Source organism: Mesorhizobium sp. M7A.F.Ca.CA.001.08.2.1 (assembly GCF_003998455.1).
In the GTDB taxonomy this organism is placed as follows: Bacteria; Pseudomonadota; Alphaproteobacteria; order Rhizobiales; family Rhizobiaceae; genus Mesorhizobium; species Mesorhizobium ciceri.
Genome location: NZ_RZPW01000045.1, coordinates 1 through 15,672, shown reverse-complemented (window position 1 = coordinate 15,672; position 15,672 = coordinate 1). Strand labels below are relative to the sequence as shown.

Sequence of the window (15,672 nt, the reverse complement as noted above, 5' to 3'; positions counted from 1 at the left end):
AGGTTCTGATCCTGCTGCCGGAAATCGCGCTGACGCATGCCTTTCTCGAGCGCTTCCAGCAGCGCTTCGGCGCCAAGCCGGGCGAATGGCATTCCGACCTGCCGCCGCGGATGCGCGAGCGGGTTTGGCGGCAAGTGGCGGAGGGCGGCGTGCGGGTCGTCGCCGGCGCGCGCTCGGCGCTGTTCCTGCCGTTCAAGGAGCTCGGCCTTATCGTCGTCGACGAGGAGCACGACCCTGCCTACAAGCAGGAGGACCGCGTCTTCTACAATGCGCGCGACATGGCGGTGGTGCGCGGCCATATCGGCAGCTTCCCCGTGGTGCTGGCGTCGGCGACGCCGTCGGTCGAAAGCCGGGTCAATGCCAGCCAAGGTAAATATAACAGGGCGGTGCTTTCCGCTCGCTTCGCCGAGGCAGCACTTCCGCATCTGAAGGCGGTCGACATGCGGCGTGCGCCGCCGGCGCGTGGCGGTTTCCTGTCGCCGGTTCTGCTCGACCAGATGCACCAGACGCTGGAGAGGCAGGAGCAATCGCTGCTGTTCCTCAACCGGCGCGGCTATGCGCCACTGACGCTGTGCCGGGTCTGCGGCCATCGCTTCGGCTGCCCGGTCTGCTCGGCCTGGCTGGTCGAGCATCGCTTTCGCGGCCAACTGGTCTGCCATCATTGCGGGCACAATGAGCGCCGCCCCGAAGCCTGCCCGGAATGCGGCACGCTCGATCATCTGGTCGCCTGCGGACCGGGCGTCGAGCGGATCGCCGAAGAGGTCGTTACGCATTTTCCCGACGCGCGCACCATCGTCTTGTCGTCCGACCTGATGGGCGGCGTGCGGCGGCTGCGGCTGGAGCTGGAAGCGATCGCCGATGGCGAAGCCGACATCGTCATCGGCACGCAGCTCGTCGCCAAGGGCCACAACTTTCCCAACATGACTTTGGTCGGCGTCGTCGATGCCGATCTCGGACTTGCCAATGGCGATCCGCGCGCCGCCGAGCGCACGTTCCAGCTGCTCAGCCAGGTCACCGGCCGCGCCGGCCGCACCGGCAAGAAGAGCCTTGGCCTGCTGCAGACTTTTCAGCCCGACCACCCGGTGATGCGGGCGATCGTCTCGGGCGACGCCGAGGCTTTTTACGAGCGCGAGATCGCCGAGCGCGAACGGGCCGCCCTGCCGCCGTTCGGCCGGCTGGCCGGTGTCATCGTCAGCGCGGTGACGCGGGCCGAAGCCGAAGGCCATGCACGCGGCCTGCGCCGCGCCGCGCCCGAGGCGACGGACCTGTTTGTGCTGGGGCCGGCCGAGGCGCCGCTGTCACTGCTCGGTGGGCGCCACCGCTTCCGGCTGCTGATCCAGGGCGAGCGGCGCGCCGACATGCAAGGGTTTATTCGTGCGATGCTGGCCAACGGGCCGAAGCAGCGCGGTTCGGTTCGGGTGCAGGTCGATATCGACCCGCAGAGTTTTTTGTGACTTTGGAGTGCATTAGTCTGGTGCTGGCGGGTCTTGAAGTATGTTCCAGCACCAGACGTCTAGCGCTTCGAAATGCCTGATGTTGGCTGTGATCACAGTAAGTTCGTTGATTGCCGCTGTAGCGGCGATCAGTATGTCCGCAAGACCCGGATTCTTCCCTTGGGCAGAGGCCGCTTCCTCCATCTGGCCTGCTCTTCGCGCCACATCGGCGTCGACCGCCAGGATTTGATCTGCGAATCCTTCAATGACATTGTTGAGCCAATCGGTGAGACTCTCCGCTCGTTTTGTAGCCCCCGCGCGATAGAGCTTGCATATCCCTTTCTCGATTTCAGTAATTGCTATGGCAGGGACGAACAGCGTCTGCTTTTCACCTTGGGTTGTGATCCAAGTGGAGACCTCTCTTGCTAGGGCGGGCCTTCCAGGTGCGAAGGCGGATAAAATAGACGTATCGATAAGATAGCGGCTCAAAGATCGATATCCCGCGACGGTGATGGATTCCTCTCGAGCTCGATCCCTCCGGGATATGTCAAAAGAAACTCTCCGAAGTTGCGGCGCTTGACGGGGTAAAGCTTCTGCATGTCCTCGACAGAAACGATCGCCGCAGCTGGCTTGCCGTGCTTCGTAATGATGGTTGGCTCACCGTTTTCCGCGGCTTCGACGAGCGCCGAGAACCCGGCTTTGGCTTCTCGAACCTGCATCGTTTTCATAGCGGCTCTCCTTGTGGTCTCATGTGGTCATAATATAGGAATTGCCCTGGGAAAGGAACAGCCATCATGAAAACCCTTGGCCTTCTCGGCGGCATGAGCTGGGAATCCACCGCCATCTACTATCGCCTGCTCAACGAGATCGTGCGCGATCGGCTGGGCGGCTTGCATTCTGCCAAACTCCTGCTGTGGTCCTTCGACTTCGCCGAGATCGCCGAGCGGCAGCATCACGGCGATTGGGACGGTGCCGGCGTGCTCCTCGTAGAAGCGGCGCGCAAGCTTGAGGCCGGCGGCGCGGAAGGTCTGCTTTTGTGCACCAACACCATGCACAAACTGGCCGATCAGGTGCAGGCGTCGGTGTCGATCCCTCTGATCCACATCGCCGATGCCACCGCAGTGGCGGTCAAGCGTGCCGGAATGCAGCGTCCGGCGCTGCTGGCGACGCGCTTCACCATGGAGCAGGATTTCTACAAAGGCCGGCTCGCTGACAGATTTGGCTTGGACCCCGTGGTGCCTGATGCGGCCGGGCGCGACATGGTGCACCGTGTCATCTACGAGGAACTGTGCCAGGGCATCGTCACCGAAACATCCAAGGCGGCCTATATCGCCGAGACAGAACGCCTGCGCCGCGAAGAGGCGGCCGACAGCGTCATCATGGGCTGCACCGAGATCACCATGCTCATCGGCCAGCAGGATTTCGACATCCCGGTCTTCGACACGACGCGCATCCATGCCGAGGCGGCTGTGGAATTCGCGCTCGGTTGATGCGCGCTGCCTAAAGTACCTGGACCCATCTGGCGCGGGGGCTTTCCTCCGTTAGAATGCCCGGAATTTCAAAACAGGCATTTCGAGGGGACAAGATGGATTTTGCGCTTCCATGGCCGACGAGCCAGGGCGAATGGCTGGCTTGGTCGAGCGCCGTCTTAACGGTGCTGCTCGGGCTTTTGTTCTTCCTGGCGCCGGGTCTCGCCTTCCGTGCCCTGCGCCTGCAGGTCAAGCCAGAGAAGGCTGCGGCGATCGCCGAGGGGCGCGGCAGGATGTCCGGCTTTTATCTCGGTGTCGGCCTGTGCTGTATCCTGCTGGCGCAGCCGCTGATCTACATGGCGCTTGGCTTCTCCTGGCTGTTCACTGCCTTCGGCCGGCTGCTGTCGATGATGTCTGATGGCGCCAACACGCCTTTCAATTGGGTTTCCATTGTGCTGGAATTGGTCCTGGCGGCGTTGCCGCTCGCCTTCGCCTTCGGCTTTCTGCCCTGAATCATTGGGTATTCCGCGATCGAAGACGGGCGACTTTCGCCGGATGCGACAATAGTGCCTGAAAACCATGCGGAACGACGCATTGCGGTCTTAAAATGCCTGTGCTAGACGGCAATCGACTTTCGGCCGGGGATAGCGGAAGCCGCGCCTCCGTGCTCGAAAAAATGCAGTAAGGTCAAAGATTTAGCCAGAGTTTTTGCTCGCGCCAACAATCTACGGCCTGTCAGACAAGAGAAAAGACGGTCCGTGGCTCAATCGTCATCGCCAATCTCAGGTGTCGCAGAACGCTATGCGGGTTCGCTGTTCGAACTCGCCCTGCAGGCAAATTCCGTGGCCAAGGTCGAAGCCGACCTCAACAGTTTCGAAATCATGCTCGCGGGCAGCGCTGATCTCACCCGGCTGATCAACAGCCCGGTGTTCTCCAGCGAGGACCAGGCGAAGGCCATCGCGGCGATCGCTGACAAGGCCGGGATCACCGGCCTTACCGGAAATTTCCTGCGCGTCGTCGCCCGCAACCGCCGGCTGTTCGCCATTCCCGGCATGATCAGGGCGTTCCGCCAGATATCAGCCGAACACCGTGGCGAGACCGCTGCTGAAGTGACGTCGGCTCACGCGCTGACGGCTGTCCAGCAGACCGAACTCAAGGCGGCGCTGAAGAGCGTTGCCGGCAAGGATGTGGCTATCTCCGTCACCGTCGATCCGTCGCTGCTCGGCGGGCTGGTGGTCAAGATGGGCTCGCGCCAGATCGATACGTCGCTCAAAACCAAACTCAATTCGCTCAAGCTTGCACTGAAAGAGGTCGGCTGATGGACATCCGCGCCGCGGAAATTTCCGCAATTCTGAAAGACCAGATCAAGAATTTCGGCAAGGAGGCCGAGGTCTCCGAAGTTGGACAGGTGCTGTCCGTCGGTGACGGTATCGCTCGTGTCTACGGCCTCGACAATGTTCAGGCCGGCGAGATGGTCGAATTCCCCGGCGGCATCCGCGGCATGGCGCTCAACCTCGAAGCCGACAATGTCGGCGTCGTCATCTTCGGCGCCGACCGCGACATCAAGGAAGGCGACATCGTCAAGCGCACCGGCGCCATCGTCGACGTTCCCGTCGGTCCAGGCCTGCTCGGTCGCGTCGTCGACGCGCTCGGCAATCCGATCGATGGCAAGGGTCCGATCAAGGCAGTCGAGCGCAAGCGCGTCGACGTCAAGGCGCCCGGCATCATTCCGCGCAAATCGGTGAACGAGCCGATGTCGACCGGCCTCAAGGCCATCGATGCGCTGATCCCAGTCGGTCGCGGCCAGCGCGAGCTGGTCATCGGCGATCGCCAGACCGGCAAGACCGCCATCATCCTCGACACGATGCTCAACCAGAAGTCGGTGCACGACAACGGCCCCGAGAAGGAAAAGCTCTACTGCGTCTACGTCGCCGTCGGCCAGAAGCGCTCGACCGTCGCGCAGTTCGTCAAGGTGCTGGAAGAGCGCGGCGCGCTCGAATACTCGATCATCATCGCCGCCACCGCTTCCGACCCGGCGCCGATGCAGTTCCTGGCGCCGTTCGCCGGCTGCACCATGGGTGAATATTTCCGCGACAACGGCATGCACGCGCTGATCAGCTATGACGATCTGTCGAAGCAGGCCGTCGCCTATCGCCAGATGTCGCTGCTGCTGCGCCGCCCGCCGGGCCGCGAAGCCTATCCGGGCGACGTGTTCTACCTGCACTCGCGCCTGCTCGAGCGCGCCGCCAAGCTCAACGACGATCTGGGCGGCGGGTCGCTGACCGCTCTGCCGATCATCGAGACGCAGGCCAACGACGTGTCGGCCTACATCCCGACCAACGTGATCTCGATCACCGACGGCCAGATCTTCCTCGAAACCAACCTGTTCTTCCAGGGCATCCGTCCTGCGGTGAACGTCGGTCTATCGGTGTCGCGCGTCGGCTCGGCCGCGCAGATCAAGGCGATGAAGCAGGTTGCCGGCTCGATTAAGGGCGAGCTCGCGCAGTACCGCGAAATGGCGGCCTTCGCGCAGTTCGGCTCGGATCTCGACGCTGCCACGCAGCGCCTGCTCAACCGCGGATCGCGCCTGACCGAACTCCTGAAGCAGCCGCAGTTCTCGCCGCTGAAGACGGAAGAGCAGGTCGCGGTGATCTTCGCCGGCGTCAACGGTTATCTCGACAAGCTGCCGGTCAACCAGGTCGGCAAGTTCGAGCATGGCCTGCTCAGCCACATGCGTGCGGCCGGCAAGGACGTTCTCGACGCCATCCGCAAGGAAAAGGCACTGTCGGACGATCTGCGCGCCAAGCTGAAGGCCGAGATCGACGCTTTCGCCAAGACCTTCGCCTGAGCGAAGCGACAAGACGGGATCAGGTTTGAAGCATGCCTTCATTAAAAGACCTTCGTAACCGTATCGCCTCGGTCAAGGCGACGCAGAAGATCACCAAGGCGATGCAGATGGTCGCTGCGGCGAAGCTGCGCCGTGCGCAAGAGGCTGCGGAAGCGGCGCGCCCCTATTCGGAGCGCATGGGTTCCGTGCTGGCCAACATCACCCAGGCGATCGGCGGCGGTGGCGATGCCCCGGCGCTGATGACCGGCACCGGCAAGGATGATGTGCATCTGCTCGTCGTCTGCACCGCCGAGCGCGGCCTGTGCGGCGGCTTCAATTCGCAGATCGCCCGTCTTGCCCGCGACCACATCCGCAAGCTTTTGGCCGACGGCAAGCAGGTCAAGATCATCTGCGTCGGCAAGAAGGGTTTCGACATCCTGCGCCGCGACTACGCGTCGCTGATCATCGATCGCGTCGATCTGCGCGAGGTCAAGACACTCGGTTTCGTCAATGCCGATGCCATAGCCAAGAAGGTCATCCATCTCTTCAACGAGGGCGGCTTCGACATCTGCACGCTGTTCTATTCGCAGTTCAAGTCGGTGATCAGCCAGATCCCGACCGCGCAGCAGATCATTCCGGCGGGCGTTGCTTCGGCTCAGGCGGAAGTGACGGATGGCGGCAACGCTGTCTATGAATACGAACCGGAGCCGGGCGAAATCCTCTCCGATCTCATTCCGCGCAACATCTCGGTGCAGGTTTTCCGGGCACTGCTCGAAAACGCGGCCGGCGAGATGGGCGCCAAGATGAGCGCCATGGACAATGCGACGCGCAACGCCGGCGAGATGATCAACAAACTGTCGATCACCTATAACCGCCAGCGGCAGGCGCAGATCACCAAGGAACTGATCGAAATCATTTCGGGCGCCGAGGCGCTCTAGGCGCGGTCCGCGGGTTTTTTGCCCGCGACCGGACCGCGTGAGAAACAAAGGACGAAAAAGGGTAAAGACGATGGCGAAAGCAGCGACCCCCCAGAAGGCAGCCCCCAAGGCCGCAGCCGCGAAGGCAGCAGCCCCCGCGAAGGCGGCAAAGGCTCCAGCAGCAGCCGCGAAGGCGGCCCCGGCCAAGGCAGCAGCACCGGCGAAGACCGCAGCTGCCAAGACATCGGCAGTGGCCAGCAAGGCAACCGGCGTTGTCGGCAAGGTCCGCCAGGTCATCGGCGCCGTCGTCGACGTGCAGTTCGGCGATCACCTGCCGGCGATCCTGAACGCGCTCGAGACGACCAATGTCGGCAACCGTCTGGTGCTCGAAGTCGCCCAGCACCTGGGTGAAAACACCGTGCGCTGCATCGCCATGGACTCGACCGAAGGTCTGGTTCGCGGCCAGGAAGTGCGTGACACCGGCGCGCCGATCACCGTGCCGGTCGGCCCGGGCATGCTCGGCCGCATCATCAACGTCATCGGCGAGCCGGTCGACGAAGAAGGCCCGGTCGACGCGATCGAAATGCGCTCCATCCACCAGCCGGCTCCGACGTATGTCGAGCAGTCGACGGAAGCACAGATCCTGATCACCGGCATCAAGGTGCTCGACCTCTTGGCTCCCTACGCCAAGGGCGGCAAGATCGGCCTGTTCGGCGGCGCCGGCGTCGGCAAGACCGTGCTGATCCAGGAACTGATCAACAACATCGCCAAGGCGCATGGCGGCTATTCGGTGTTCGCCGGCGTCGGCGAGCGCACCCGCGAAGGCAACGATCTCTATCACGAGTTCATCGAATCCGGCGTCAACAAGAAGGGCGGCGGCGAAGGCTCCAAGGCCGCGCTCGTCTACGGCCAGATGAACGAGCCGCCGGGCGCGCGCGCCCGCGTCGGCCTGACTGGCCTGACGGTTGCGGAGTATTTCCGCGACCAGGGCCAGGACGTGTTGTTCTTCGTCGACAACATCTTCCGCTTCACGCAGGCGGGTTCGGAAGTGTCGGCTCTGCTCGGCCGTATTCCTTCGGCCGTGGGCTATCAGCCGACGCTCGCCACGGACATGGGCGCGCTGCAGGAACGCATCACCACCACCACCAAGGGCTCGATCACCTCCGTGCAGGCCATTTACGTGCCCGCCGACGACTTGACCGATCCGGCGCCGGCGACCTCGTTCGCCCACCTTGACGCGACCACGACGCTGAACCGCGCCATCGCCGAAAAGGGCATCTATCCGGCCGTCGATCCGCTGGATTCGACCTCGCGCATGCTCGACCCGCTGGTCGTCGGCGACGAGCATTATGGCGTCGCCCGCCAGGTGCAGTCGATCCTCCAGCGCTACAAGTCGCTGCAGGACATCATCGCCATCCTGGGCATGGACGAGCTGTCGGAAGAAGACAAGCAGACCGTGGCCCGCGCCCGCAAGATCGAGCGCTTCCTGTCGCAGCCCTTCTTCGTCGCCGAAGTGTTCACCGGCGCCCCGGGCAAGCTGGTCGACCTCGCCGACACCATCAAGGGCTTCAAGGGCCTCTGCAACGGCGACTACGATCACCTTCCGGAAGCTGCCTTCTACATGGTCGGCGGCATCGAGGAAGCGGTCGAGAAAGCACAGCGCCTCGCGGCTGAAGCGGCGTAATCAAGCGAATAGCGAATAGGGAGTAGCGAATAGGGAATATGGGCCGGCGAATTCTTCTTCTGACTACTCGCTGCTCGCTATTCGCTATTCGCTAAATTGATCATGGCTGAAGCTTTCAAGTTCGAACTGGTCTCGCCGGAGCGCCTGCTTGTTTCCGAGCAGGTTGAATCCGTCGTCATTCCGGGAGCCGAAGGCGAGATGACCGTGATGGCGCATCACGCGCCGGTCATGACCACGATCAAGCCGGGTGTCGTCACCGTAAAGACCGCAGCGGGCGGCGAAGAACGCTATGTGGTGTTCGGCGGCTTCGCCGACATCGTTCCGGCCGGCTGCACGCTGCTGGCGGAATCGGCTGTCGCGGTGAAGGATGTCGACCGCGCCGATCTCGCGCGCCGCATCCAGGAAGCCAAAGAAGACGCCACTGATGCCAAGGACGACGAGGCTCGCAGCAAGGCGGAACAGTTCCTTAGCCAGCTCACCACGCTGGAAGGCGCCATCCTGCCGGCTTGAAATTCGGTTCGATGAAAGAGTAAAAAGCGGGGCCTTGCCTCGCTTTTTTGTTCAAATGCCCAAGGCTGCGAAAGCCAATGTCGGGCCGTCTCGTCGCAGGTGGACGAGATGCACGGCCACGAGCTCGATCAAGGTCTGGCGCTCGGCATGGTCCCTGGCGAAGCCGGCGAGGTCGAACACCGCGGTCACGGTTTCGTTCGCCGGCAGTTGCTCGCCCAAAAGTGCCGTCAACGCCGCGTCGAGTGGGTCGGTGAAATGGCCCTCCGGCAAGGTTTTTCCTCGTGCGGCGCAAGCAGCGATCCAGGCAGCCACCACCAACGTGAGATGGACCAGCTCGGTACCGGCTTCTAGACATTCAATGGCGGAAGCGACGATGCGCTGCGGCAATTTCTGGCTGCCGTCATTGGCGATCTGAGCCGTACGGTGGGCAAGTGCAGTGTTGGAAAAACGCTCAGCGAGCTCCGCGGTGTAAGCGCTCGGGTCGAGCCCGGCATCCTCGGGCAGGGTCGGGATGGCTTCCGCCCACAATGCATCGACGAATTGCCGGATCGCCGGGTCGGCGAAGGCGCGGTCGACGGTGGCATGACCGCTGAGCAGGCCAAGATAGGCGATGGCCGAATGCGAGCCGTTGAGCAGCCTGAGCTTCATGTCCTCGAACGGGCCGACGTCGCGAACCATGGTGACGCCGAACTGTTCCCAGTCCGGGCGGCCCGCTGGGAAATTGTCTTCGACCACCCATTGGCAGAACGGCTCGGTCATGACAGGCCAAGCGTCCTCGGCACCGAGTTCTTCAGCGATCCGCGCCCGATCGGCATCGGTGGTTGCCGGCACGATGCGGTCGACCATGCTTGAAGGAAAGGCGACCTGATGGGCGATGTGATCGGCAATTCCGACATCACTCGATTGGGCGAGCCCGGCATCTCGCAACTGGGCGAATTCAACCAACAGCCGATGCAGCGTGGCGCCGTTGGCCGGCAGATTGTCGCAACAGAGCACGGTAAAGGGCGGCGTGCCGGCGGCGCGTCGCCGGGCAAGCGCCTCGGTCAGGAAACCATGCGCTGTCTTCGGCATCTGCGGATTGGCCAGATCATGGGCGATATCGGGATGAGCAGCGTCCAATCCGCCGCCAGCCGCCCTCAGATAGGCCTTTTCGGTGATCGTAAGTGTGACGATGCGGGTGCGCGGATCGGTCAGCGCGGCCAGCACCGCGCCCGGATCCTCCGGCGCAACCAGCATCGCGGTAATCGAGCCGATGACCTGAAGTTTTTCGGTTCCACTGCTTCTGATCGCCAGCGTGTAGAGCCCATCCTGCGGCGTGAGTGCGTCGCGCGTGTCGGCGCTGCGCAGCGAAACGCCTGTTATGCCCCAATCCGTCTCGCCGGCCGCCAGGCAATCGTCGACATAGGCGGCCTGGTGGGCGCGATGGAAGGCGCCGACGCCAAGATGCACGATGCCCGGGACGATGCGGCTGCGGTCATACGAAGGCGTCGCGATCGAAGCCGGCAGTGCGCGCACCGTCTTCGTGGAAAGGCGTTCGGTCGTCGTGGTGCGACTGGTCTGGTCGGATGACATGAGTGGCCTCGGCAGGGATCGGCAAAGCGGCGTAACATTCGATTTCCCGCCACACAATGGGCCGAAAAGTCATCATACAACAATCTAATTTTTGTATGTTGACATTATTTCTTGCCGCCCCTACCGATAGCGGCCCTGGGAGGATTGCCGTGCCACTGACCGATGCGGATCTGCTGTTTCCCGCCGATGCGCATTCGCGCTCGGTTGCCCGCGATCTCTATGCCGGGATCAAGGACCTGCCCCTGGTCAGCCCGCATGGCCACACGGATCCGCGTTGGTATGCGCTGAACGAGCCTTTTACGGATCCGGCGCAACTGCTCATCGTTCCGGACCACTACATTTTCCGCATGCTGTTCAGCCAAGGCATCCGCCTTGAGGATCTCGGCGTGGCGACGCTGGACGGCGCGCCTGTCGAGACAGACGGCCGGACGATCTGGCGTCGTTTTGCCGAGCACTATTATCTGTTTCGGGGCACACCGACCCGGCTGTGGTTCGATCATGTGCTTGCCGATCTGTTCGGCATCGACGAGCCGCTGACCGCAGCGACCGCCGACCGCCACTACGACGCCATCGCGACGCTGCTGCAGTGGGAGAATTTCCGCCCGCGCGCCCTGTTCGAGCGCTTCAACATCGAGGTCATCGCGACCACCGAAGGCGCGCTCGACGATCTCAAATGGCACCAGATGATCCGCGACAGCGGCTGGCAGGGCCGTGTGGTCACCGCTTATCGCCCCGACGCCGTCGTCGATCCCGACTTCGAGGGGTTTTCAACCAATCTCGACCGGCTCGGCGAGATCACCGGCTGCGACACCGGCAGCTGGGCAGGCTATCTCGATGCGCATCGCCAGCGGCGCGCCTTCTTCAAAAGCTTCGGCGCGACCTCGTCCGACCATGGCCATCCGACGGCCGAGACCGCCAATCTTTCGGATGCTGCAGCGCAGGAGCTGTTCAATCGCGTTCGCCGTGGCTCCGACGACGAGCGCGAACGGAAACTGTTCCGCGCCCAGATGCTGACCGAGATGGCCAAGATGAGCCTCGACGACGGGCTGGTGCTGCAGATCCATCCCGGCTCCTGGCGCAATCATTCGTCGGCTGTTTTCCAAAAATTCGGCCGCGACAAGGGTTTCGATATCCCGACCCGGACCGACTATGTCACGGCGCTGAAGCCACTGCTCGACTGCGTCGGACTTGAGCGCGACCTCACAATCGTTCTCTTCACGCTCGACGAAACAAGCTATGCGCGCGAACTGGCGCCACTCGCCGGTGTCTACCCGGCGCTGAAGCTCGGGCCGGCCTGGTGGTTCCACGACAGCCCGGAAGGCATGCGGCGCTTCCGCGAGATGACCACCGAGACCGCCGGCTTCTACAACACCGTCGGCTTCAACGATGACACCCGTGCCTTTCCCTCGATCCCGGCGCGCCACGATGTGGCGCGGCGGGTCGACTGCGCGTTCCTGGCGCGTCTCGTCGCCGAGCATCGGCTGCGCGAGGACGAGGCGCATGAGCTGGCGCGGGAGCTTGCTTATACACTTGCGAAAAAGGCCTACCGGCTCTGAGCCGGGCGTTTTGGTTTCATAGGGAGGAAGTCATGTTGCATCTTTCGAAATTGACGGCAGTAACATTCGTTTTCGGCTCGTTGCTGGTCGGCATCGCCAACGCCGAAACCGTGCTGCGGTCGTCCGATACCCATCCCGACGGCTATCCAACCGTCGAAGCGGTCAAATATATGGGCGAGCTGATCAAGCAGCGCACCAATGGCCGCTATTCGGTCGAGGTCTATCATTCGGCGCAGCTCGGCGAGGAGAAGGACACGATCGAGCAGACGCAAACCGGCGTCATCGATCTCAACCGCGTCTCGATGGGGCCGTTCAACGGCATCGTTCCGCAAACCGCGGTGCCGTCGCTGCCCTACATGTTCCGCTCCGTCGAGCATATGCGCCATGTCATGGACGGGCCGATCGGGGACGAGATCCTGAAAGCCTTTGAGACTCACGACCTTGTCGGTCTCGCCTTCTACGATTCCGGGGCACGCTCCTTCTACAACACCAAGAAGGACATCACCTCGATGGCCGACATGAAGGGCATGAAGTTCCGCGTCATCCAGTCCGACGTGTTCGTCGACATGGTCAATGCGTTGGGCGCCAACGCCACGCCGATGGCCTATGGCGAGGTCTATTCGGCTTTGCAGACAGGCGTCATCGACGGCGCCGAGAACAACTGGCCGAGCTTCGAATCCGCCAAGCATTTCGAGGTCGCCAAGCACTACACGCTCGACCAGCACCAGATCGTGCCCGAGGTTCTGGTGATGTCGAAGGCGAGCTGGGACAAGCTCGCCCCGGAAGACCAGGCGATCGTGCGGCAGGCGGCCAAGGACAGCGTCGTCAAGATGCGTGAATTGTGGGACGCGCAGGAGAAGAAGTCGCGCGACATCGTCGAGAAAGCCGGCGTCAAGGTCAGTGAGATCGACAAGCAGCCGCTGATCGATGCGATGAAGCCGGTCTACGAGAAATATCTCTCGACCCCCGAGTTGAAAGATCTCGCCGCGCGCATCCAGGCGACCAAATAATCCGTTCGCGGCAATGGTGGCGCGAGCTTGCGCGCCACCGTCCAGGGGGAAGCGCGCATATGAAACCATTCTGGCTGGCAATAGAACGGCTGCTGTCAATGCTGGCGAGGCTTGCGCTGTGGGTCAGCGGCATCGGCCTGACGCTGATGACCGTGATCATCTTCTGGCAGGTGTTCTCACGCTATGTGCTCAACAGTTCGCCAAGCTGGACGGAACCCTTCTCGGTGATTTTGATGGGGTGGTTCATCTTTTTGGGCGCGGCCGTCGGTGTCCGCGAACGCACGCATCTGGGCTTCGATGTGCTGCTCTATTTCCTGCCGCCCGCCGCAAAGGCGGTACTGCGCAGCATTTCGGATGTCGTCGTGCTCGCCTTCGGTCTCGGCATGATCGTCTACGGCGCCCAGCTCACCCGGCTGACATGGAACACGGTGATGCCGTCTCTCGCTTTCCCGGGCGGCGTCAGTTTCCTGCCGGTCATCCTGGGCGGCGCGCTTGTCTGCCTGTTTTCGCTCGAGCGGCTTGCCGGGCGCTTTGCCGGACTGCCGGTCGATGCCGATCAATACGCCACGGGCGAGGAGGGTCTCTAGATGGCATTGACGGTTCTGTTCGGCACCTTCGTCTTTCTTCTGATCATCGGCACACCGATCGCCTTCTGCCTCGGTGTCGCCAGCTTCGCCACGGTTCTGGTGCTGGGGCTGCCGCCGCTGGTGGTGTTCCAGCGCCTCAACTCCGGTGTCAGCGTGTTTTCGCTGATGGCCATCCCGTTCTTCATCTTCGCCGGTGACCTGATGGTGCGCGGCGGCATTGCCGCTCGCCTTGTTGCGCTCGCCGGGGCGTTGGTCGGCCACCTGAGAGGCGGGCTCGGCCAGGTCAACATCGCCGCCTCGACCATGTTCGGCGGCATTTCCGGCTCGGCGGTGGCCGATGCCTCGGCGGTCGGCGGGCTGATGATCCCGCAGATGAAGGCGCGCGGCTACGGCGTCGATTATGCTGTCAACATCACTTCAGTCGGCGCCATCATTGCGCTGCTGATACCGCCTTCGCACAACATGATCATTTATTCGATTTCGGCCGGCGGCCGGATCTCGATCGCCGATCTGTTCACCGCCGGCATCATACCGGGCCTGCTGCTGGCGCTATCTCTGATGGTCACGGCCTATTGGGTCGCCAGCCGCCGCGCCTATCCGACCGAGCCGTTCGCCGGCTTCGGCAGGGCGCTGCAATTGCTCGTTGCCGCAATTCCCGGGCTGATCCTGATCGGCATCATCTTCGGCGGCGTTCGCTCCGGCGTCTTCACCGCCACCGAAAGCTCCTGCATCGCCATCGTCTATGCTTTCCTGGTGACCCTGCTGATCTATCGCTCAATGAGCTGGAACGACTTCGTCACCGCGACCACCGCTGCCGTGCGCACAACCGCAATGGTGCTGATGATCATCGGCTGCGCCGCCGCCTTTGGCTGGCTGCTGGCCTATCTCCGGGTGCCGGCCGCTCTGGTCGCCTTCCTGCAGTCCGTATCCGACAACAGGCTGGTCATCCTGCTGTTGATCAACGTCGTACTTCTCATCCTCGGCACGTTCATGGACATGTCGCCGCTGATCATCATCACCACGCCGATCTTCCTGCCGGTGGTCATGGCCTACGGCGTCGATCCGGTGCATTTCGGCGTGATCCTCATTCTCAATCTCGGCATCGGCTTGTGCACACCACCGGTGGGGGCAGTGCTGTTCGTCAGCTGTGCGATCGGCCGGATCCCGATCTGGACGGCGATGCGTTCGATCTGGCCATTCTATGGGGCGGCTTTCGCTGTGTTGATGCTTGTCACCTACGTGCCGGAAATTTCGTTGTGGTTGCCGCACCTGTTCCACTAGAGCAGTTCACGGGAACGGCGAACTGCTCTAACCCTTTGTTTTGACGCAATTCCGGACGGAAACCGTTTCACATTTTTCCTGGAATTGCTTTAGGAGACCATCACGTGTCCGCTGCATCCGCCGATCTCAGGGTCGAGAGAAAACCCAAGCTGTCGGAGACCGTCGTTGCGGCGATCCGCAAGCAGCTGCAGGCGGGCGAAATCCTGCCTGGCCACAAATTGCCGACCGAGGGCCAGCTGACCGAGACCTTCGGCGTCAGCCGCACCGTCATCCGCGAGGCGCTGGCCAAGCTTGCCGCCGACGGCCTGGTCGAGTCGCGTCAAGGCGCCGGCGTCTTCGTCACCGAGCATATCTCGACGATGTTCGGAGCGCTTGCCGCCGACATGGGAGCCAAGGATTCGATCGCGCTCAACGTGCTCGAGGTACGCCTGGCAATCGAGATCGAGTCGGCCGGGATCGCCGCTATTCGCCGCAACGCCGCGCAGGAGGCGGCGATCCAGGAAGCCTTCTTCGAATTCGAGCGGCTGCTGCTTGCCAGCGAGCCGACCGGCCCGGCCGACCTCGCTTTCCACCGCGCCATCGCCAGCGCGACCAACAACCCATTCTATGTCGAGATGCTCGACGTGCTCGGCCGGCGCGCCATTCCGTGCGACGTGACCTCGCCCTGGTCGACCGAACTGGCGCAATCCGACAGCTACCAGCGCGGGCTGCAGCGCGAACATCTGGTGATCCTCAATGCGATCACATCGGGCGATGCCGAAGCGGCGCGCGAGGCAATGCGCGCGCACCTCACAGCCAGCCAGCAGCGCTACCGCGAGCGCCTGCA

At 62.8% G+C, this 15,672-nt stretch carries 16 protein-coding genes; 13 read left to right on the top strand and 3 right to left on the bottom strand.

What is annotated here, in order from left to right; translation table 11 throughout:
• A partial coding sequence (priA, locus tag EN914_RS04970; protein ID WP_127389016.1) for a primosomal protein N' occupies positions 1-1,454 on the top strand: 1,454 nt, incomplete at its 5' end.
• A gap of 12 nt (positions 1,455-1,466) precedes the next feature.
• On the opposite strand, the gene EN914_RS04965 is transcribed toward priA, so the two are convergent.
• Both EN914_RS04965 and EN914_RS04960 read right to left on the bottom strand, forming a co-directional pair.
• The gene (locus EN914_RS04965) at positions 1,467-1,922 is read right to left on the bottom strand and encodes a type II toxin-antitoxin system VapC family toxin (RefSeq protein ID WP_024504224.1); all 456 of its coding nucleotides are present in this window, start codon (positions 1,920-1,922) and stop codon (positions 1,467-1,469) included.
• Positions 1,919-2,161 carry a type II toxin-antitoxin system Phd/YefM family antitoxin gene (locus EN914_RS04960; RefSeq protein ID WP_024504225.1) on the bottom strand — a complete coding sequence of 81 codons (243 nt, stop codon included), beginning with the start codon at positions 2,159-2,161 and terminating at the stop codon, positions 1,919-1,921. Before EN914_RS04960 ends, EN914_RS04965 begins: the two co-directional genes overlap by 4 nt.
• 66 nt (positions 2,162-2,227) lie before the next feature.
• Here EN914_RS04960 and EN914_RS04955 point away from each other — a divergent pair, with 66 nt between their 5' ends.
• The 7 genes from EN914_RS04955 to EN914_RS04925 all read left to right on the top strand — a co-directional run bounded on the left by EN914_RS04955 (position 2,228) and on the right by EN914_RS04925 (position 8,840).
• Complete coding sequence (locus EN914_RS04955; protein ID WP_024504226.1) at positions 2,228-2,923, top strand: aspartate/glutamate racemase family protein; 696 nt, start codon at positions 2,228-2,230, stop codon at positions 2,921-2,923.
• A 95-nt stretch (positions 2,924-3,018) separates the two neighbouring features.
• Positions 3,019-3,414: a DUF4345 family protein gene (locus tag EN914_RS04950; RefSeq protein ID WP_024504227.1), complete on the top strand. Its 396-nt coding sequence runs from the start codon at positions 3,019-3,021 to the stop codon at positions 3,412-3,414.
• Between the two features lie 246 nt (positions 3,415-3,660).
• The gene (locus EN914_RS04945; protein ID WP_013529035.1) at positions 3,661-4,221 is read left to right on the top strand and encodes a F0F1 ATP synthase subunit delta; all 561 of its coding nucleotides are present in this window, start codon (positions 3,661-3,663) and stop codon (positions 4,219-4,221) included.
• On the top strand, positions 4,221-5,750 hold the full coding sequence (gene atpA / locus EN914_RS04940) for a F0F1 ATP synthase subunit alpha (protein ID WP_013529036.1): 1,530 nt from the start codon (positions 4,221-4,223) through the stop codon (positions 5,748-5,750). Before EN914_RS04945 ends, atpA begins: the two co-directional genes overlap by 1 nt.
• Positions 5,751-5,782: 32 nt before the next feature.
• A complete protein-coding gene (locus EN914_RS04935) occupies positions 5,783-6,667 on the top strand; it encodes a F0F1 ATP synthase subunit gamma (RefSeq protein ID WP_013529037.1) in 885 nt (294 codons plus the stop codon).
• Between the two features lie 70 nt (positions 6,668-6,737).
• A complete protein-coding gene (atpD, locus tag EN914_RS04930) occupies positions 6,738-8,330 on the top strand; it encodes a F0F1 ATP synthase subunit beta (RefSeq protein WP_024504228.1) in 1,593 nt (530 codons plus the stop codon).
• Positions 8,331-8,432: 102 nt separating this feature from the next.
• On the top strand, positions 8,433-8,840 hold the full coding sequence (locus EN914_RS04925; protein WP_013529039.1) for a F0F1 ATP synthase subunit epsilon: 408 nt from the start codon (positions 8,433-8,435) through the stop codon (positions 8,838-8,840).
• Between the two features lie 51 nt (positions 8,841-8,891).
• On the opposite strand, the gene EN914_RS04920 is transcribed toward EN914_RS04925, so the two are convergent.
• On the bottom strand, positions 8,892-10,412 hold the full coding sequence (locus tag EN914_RS04920; RefSeq protein ID WP_024504229.1) for a mannitol dehydrogenase family protein: 1,521 nt from the start codon (positions 10,410-10,412) through the stop codon (positions 8,892-8,894).
• Between the two features lie 95 nt (positions 10,413-10,507).
• Between EN914_RS04920 and uxaC the strand changes: the two genes are divergently transcribed.
• From uxaC to EN914_RS04895, 5 genes are all read left to right on the top strand, one after another.
• Entirely contained in the window at positions 10,508-11,968 is a 1,461-nt protein-coding gene (uxaC, locus tag EN914_RS04915) for a glucuronate isomerase (RefSeq protein ID WP_050580485.1), read from the top strand.
• A 32-nt stretch (positions 11,969-12,000) separates the two neighbouring features.
• Positions 12,001-12,978, top strand: coding sequence for a TRAP transporter substrate-binding protein (locus EN914_RS04910; RefSeq protein WP_024504231.1), 978 nt, complete (start codon positions 12,001-12,003; stop codon positions 12,976-12,978).
• Between the two features lie 59 nt (positions 12,979-13,037).
• A complete protein-coding gene (locus EN914_RS04905; protein ID WP_024504232.1) occupies positions 13,038-13,565 on the top strand; it encodes a TRAP transporter small permease in 528 nt (175 codons plus the stop codon).
• A complete protein-coding gene (locus EN914_RS04900) occupies positions 13,566-14,846 on the top strand; it encodes a TRAP transporter large permease (RefSeq protein ID WP_127218826.1) in 1,281 nt (426 codons plus the stop codon).
• 104 nt (positions 14,847-14,950) lie between these two features.
• Positions 14,951-15,672, top strand: a 722-nt coding sequence (locus EN914_RS04895; RefSeq protein ID WP_164778655.1) for a FadR/GntR family transcriptional regulator, incomplete at its 3' end; no start/stop codon positions are given.

Coding starts and splice junctions, on each gene's coding strand:
- EN914_RS04960 (WP_024504225.1), bottom strand. CDS start 2,161: ATGAAAACGATGCAGGTTCGAGAAGCCAAAGCCGGGTTCTCGGCGCTC.
- EN914_RS04955 (WP_024504226.1), top strand. CDS start 2,228: ATGAAAACCCTTGGCCTTCTCGGCGGCATGAGCTGGGAATCCACCGCC.
- EN914_RS04950 (WP_024504227.1), top strand. CDS start 3,019: ATGGATTTTGCGCTTCCATGGCCGACGAGCCAGGGCGAATGGCTGGCT.
- atpA (WP_013529036.1), top strand. CDS start 4,221: ATGGACATCCGCGCCGCGGAAATTTCCGCAATTCTGAAAGACCAGATC.
- EN914_RS04935 (WP_013529037.1), top strand. CDS start 5,783: ATGCCTTCATTAAAAGACCTTCGTAACCGTATCGCCTCGGTCAAGGCG.
- atpD (WP_024504228.1), top strand. CDS start 6,738: ATGGCGAAAGCAGCGACCCCCCAGAAGGCAGCCCCCAAGGCCGCAGCC.
- EN914_RS04925 (WP_013529039.1), top strand. CDS start 8,433: ATGGCTGAAGCTTTCAAGTTCGAACTGGTCTCGCCGGAGCGCCTGCTT.
- EN914_RS04920 (WP_024504229.1), bottom strand. CDS start 10,412: ATGTCATCCGACCAGACCAGTCGCACCACGACGACCGAACGCCTTTCC.
- uxaC (WP_050580485.1), top strand. CDS start 10,508: ATGTTGACATTATTTCTTGCCGCCCCTACCGATAGCGGCCCTGGGAGG.
- EN914_RS04910 (WP_024504231.1), top strand. CDS start 12,001: ATGTTGCATCTTTCGAAATTGACGGCAGTAACATTCGTTTTCGGCTCG.
- EN914_RS04905 (WP_024504232.1), top strand. CDS start 13,038: ATGAAACCATTCTGGCTGGCAATAGAACGGCTGCTGTCAATGCTGGCG.
- EN914_RS04900 (WP_127218826.1), top strand. CDS start 13,566: ATGGCATTGACGGTTCTGTTCGGCACCTTCGTCTTTCTTCTGATCATC.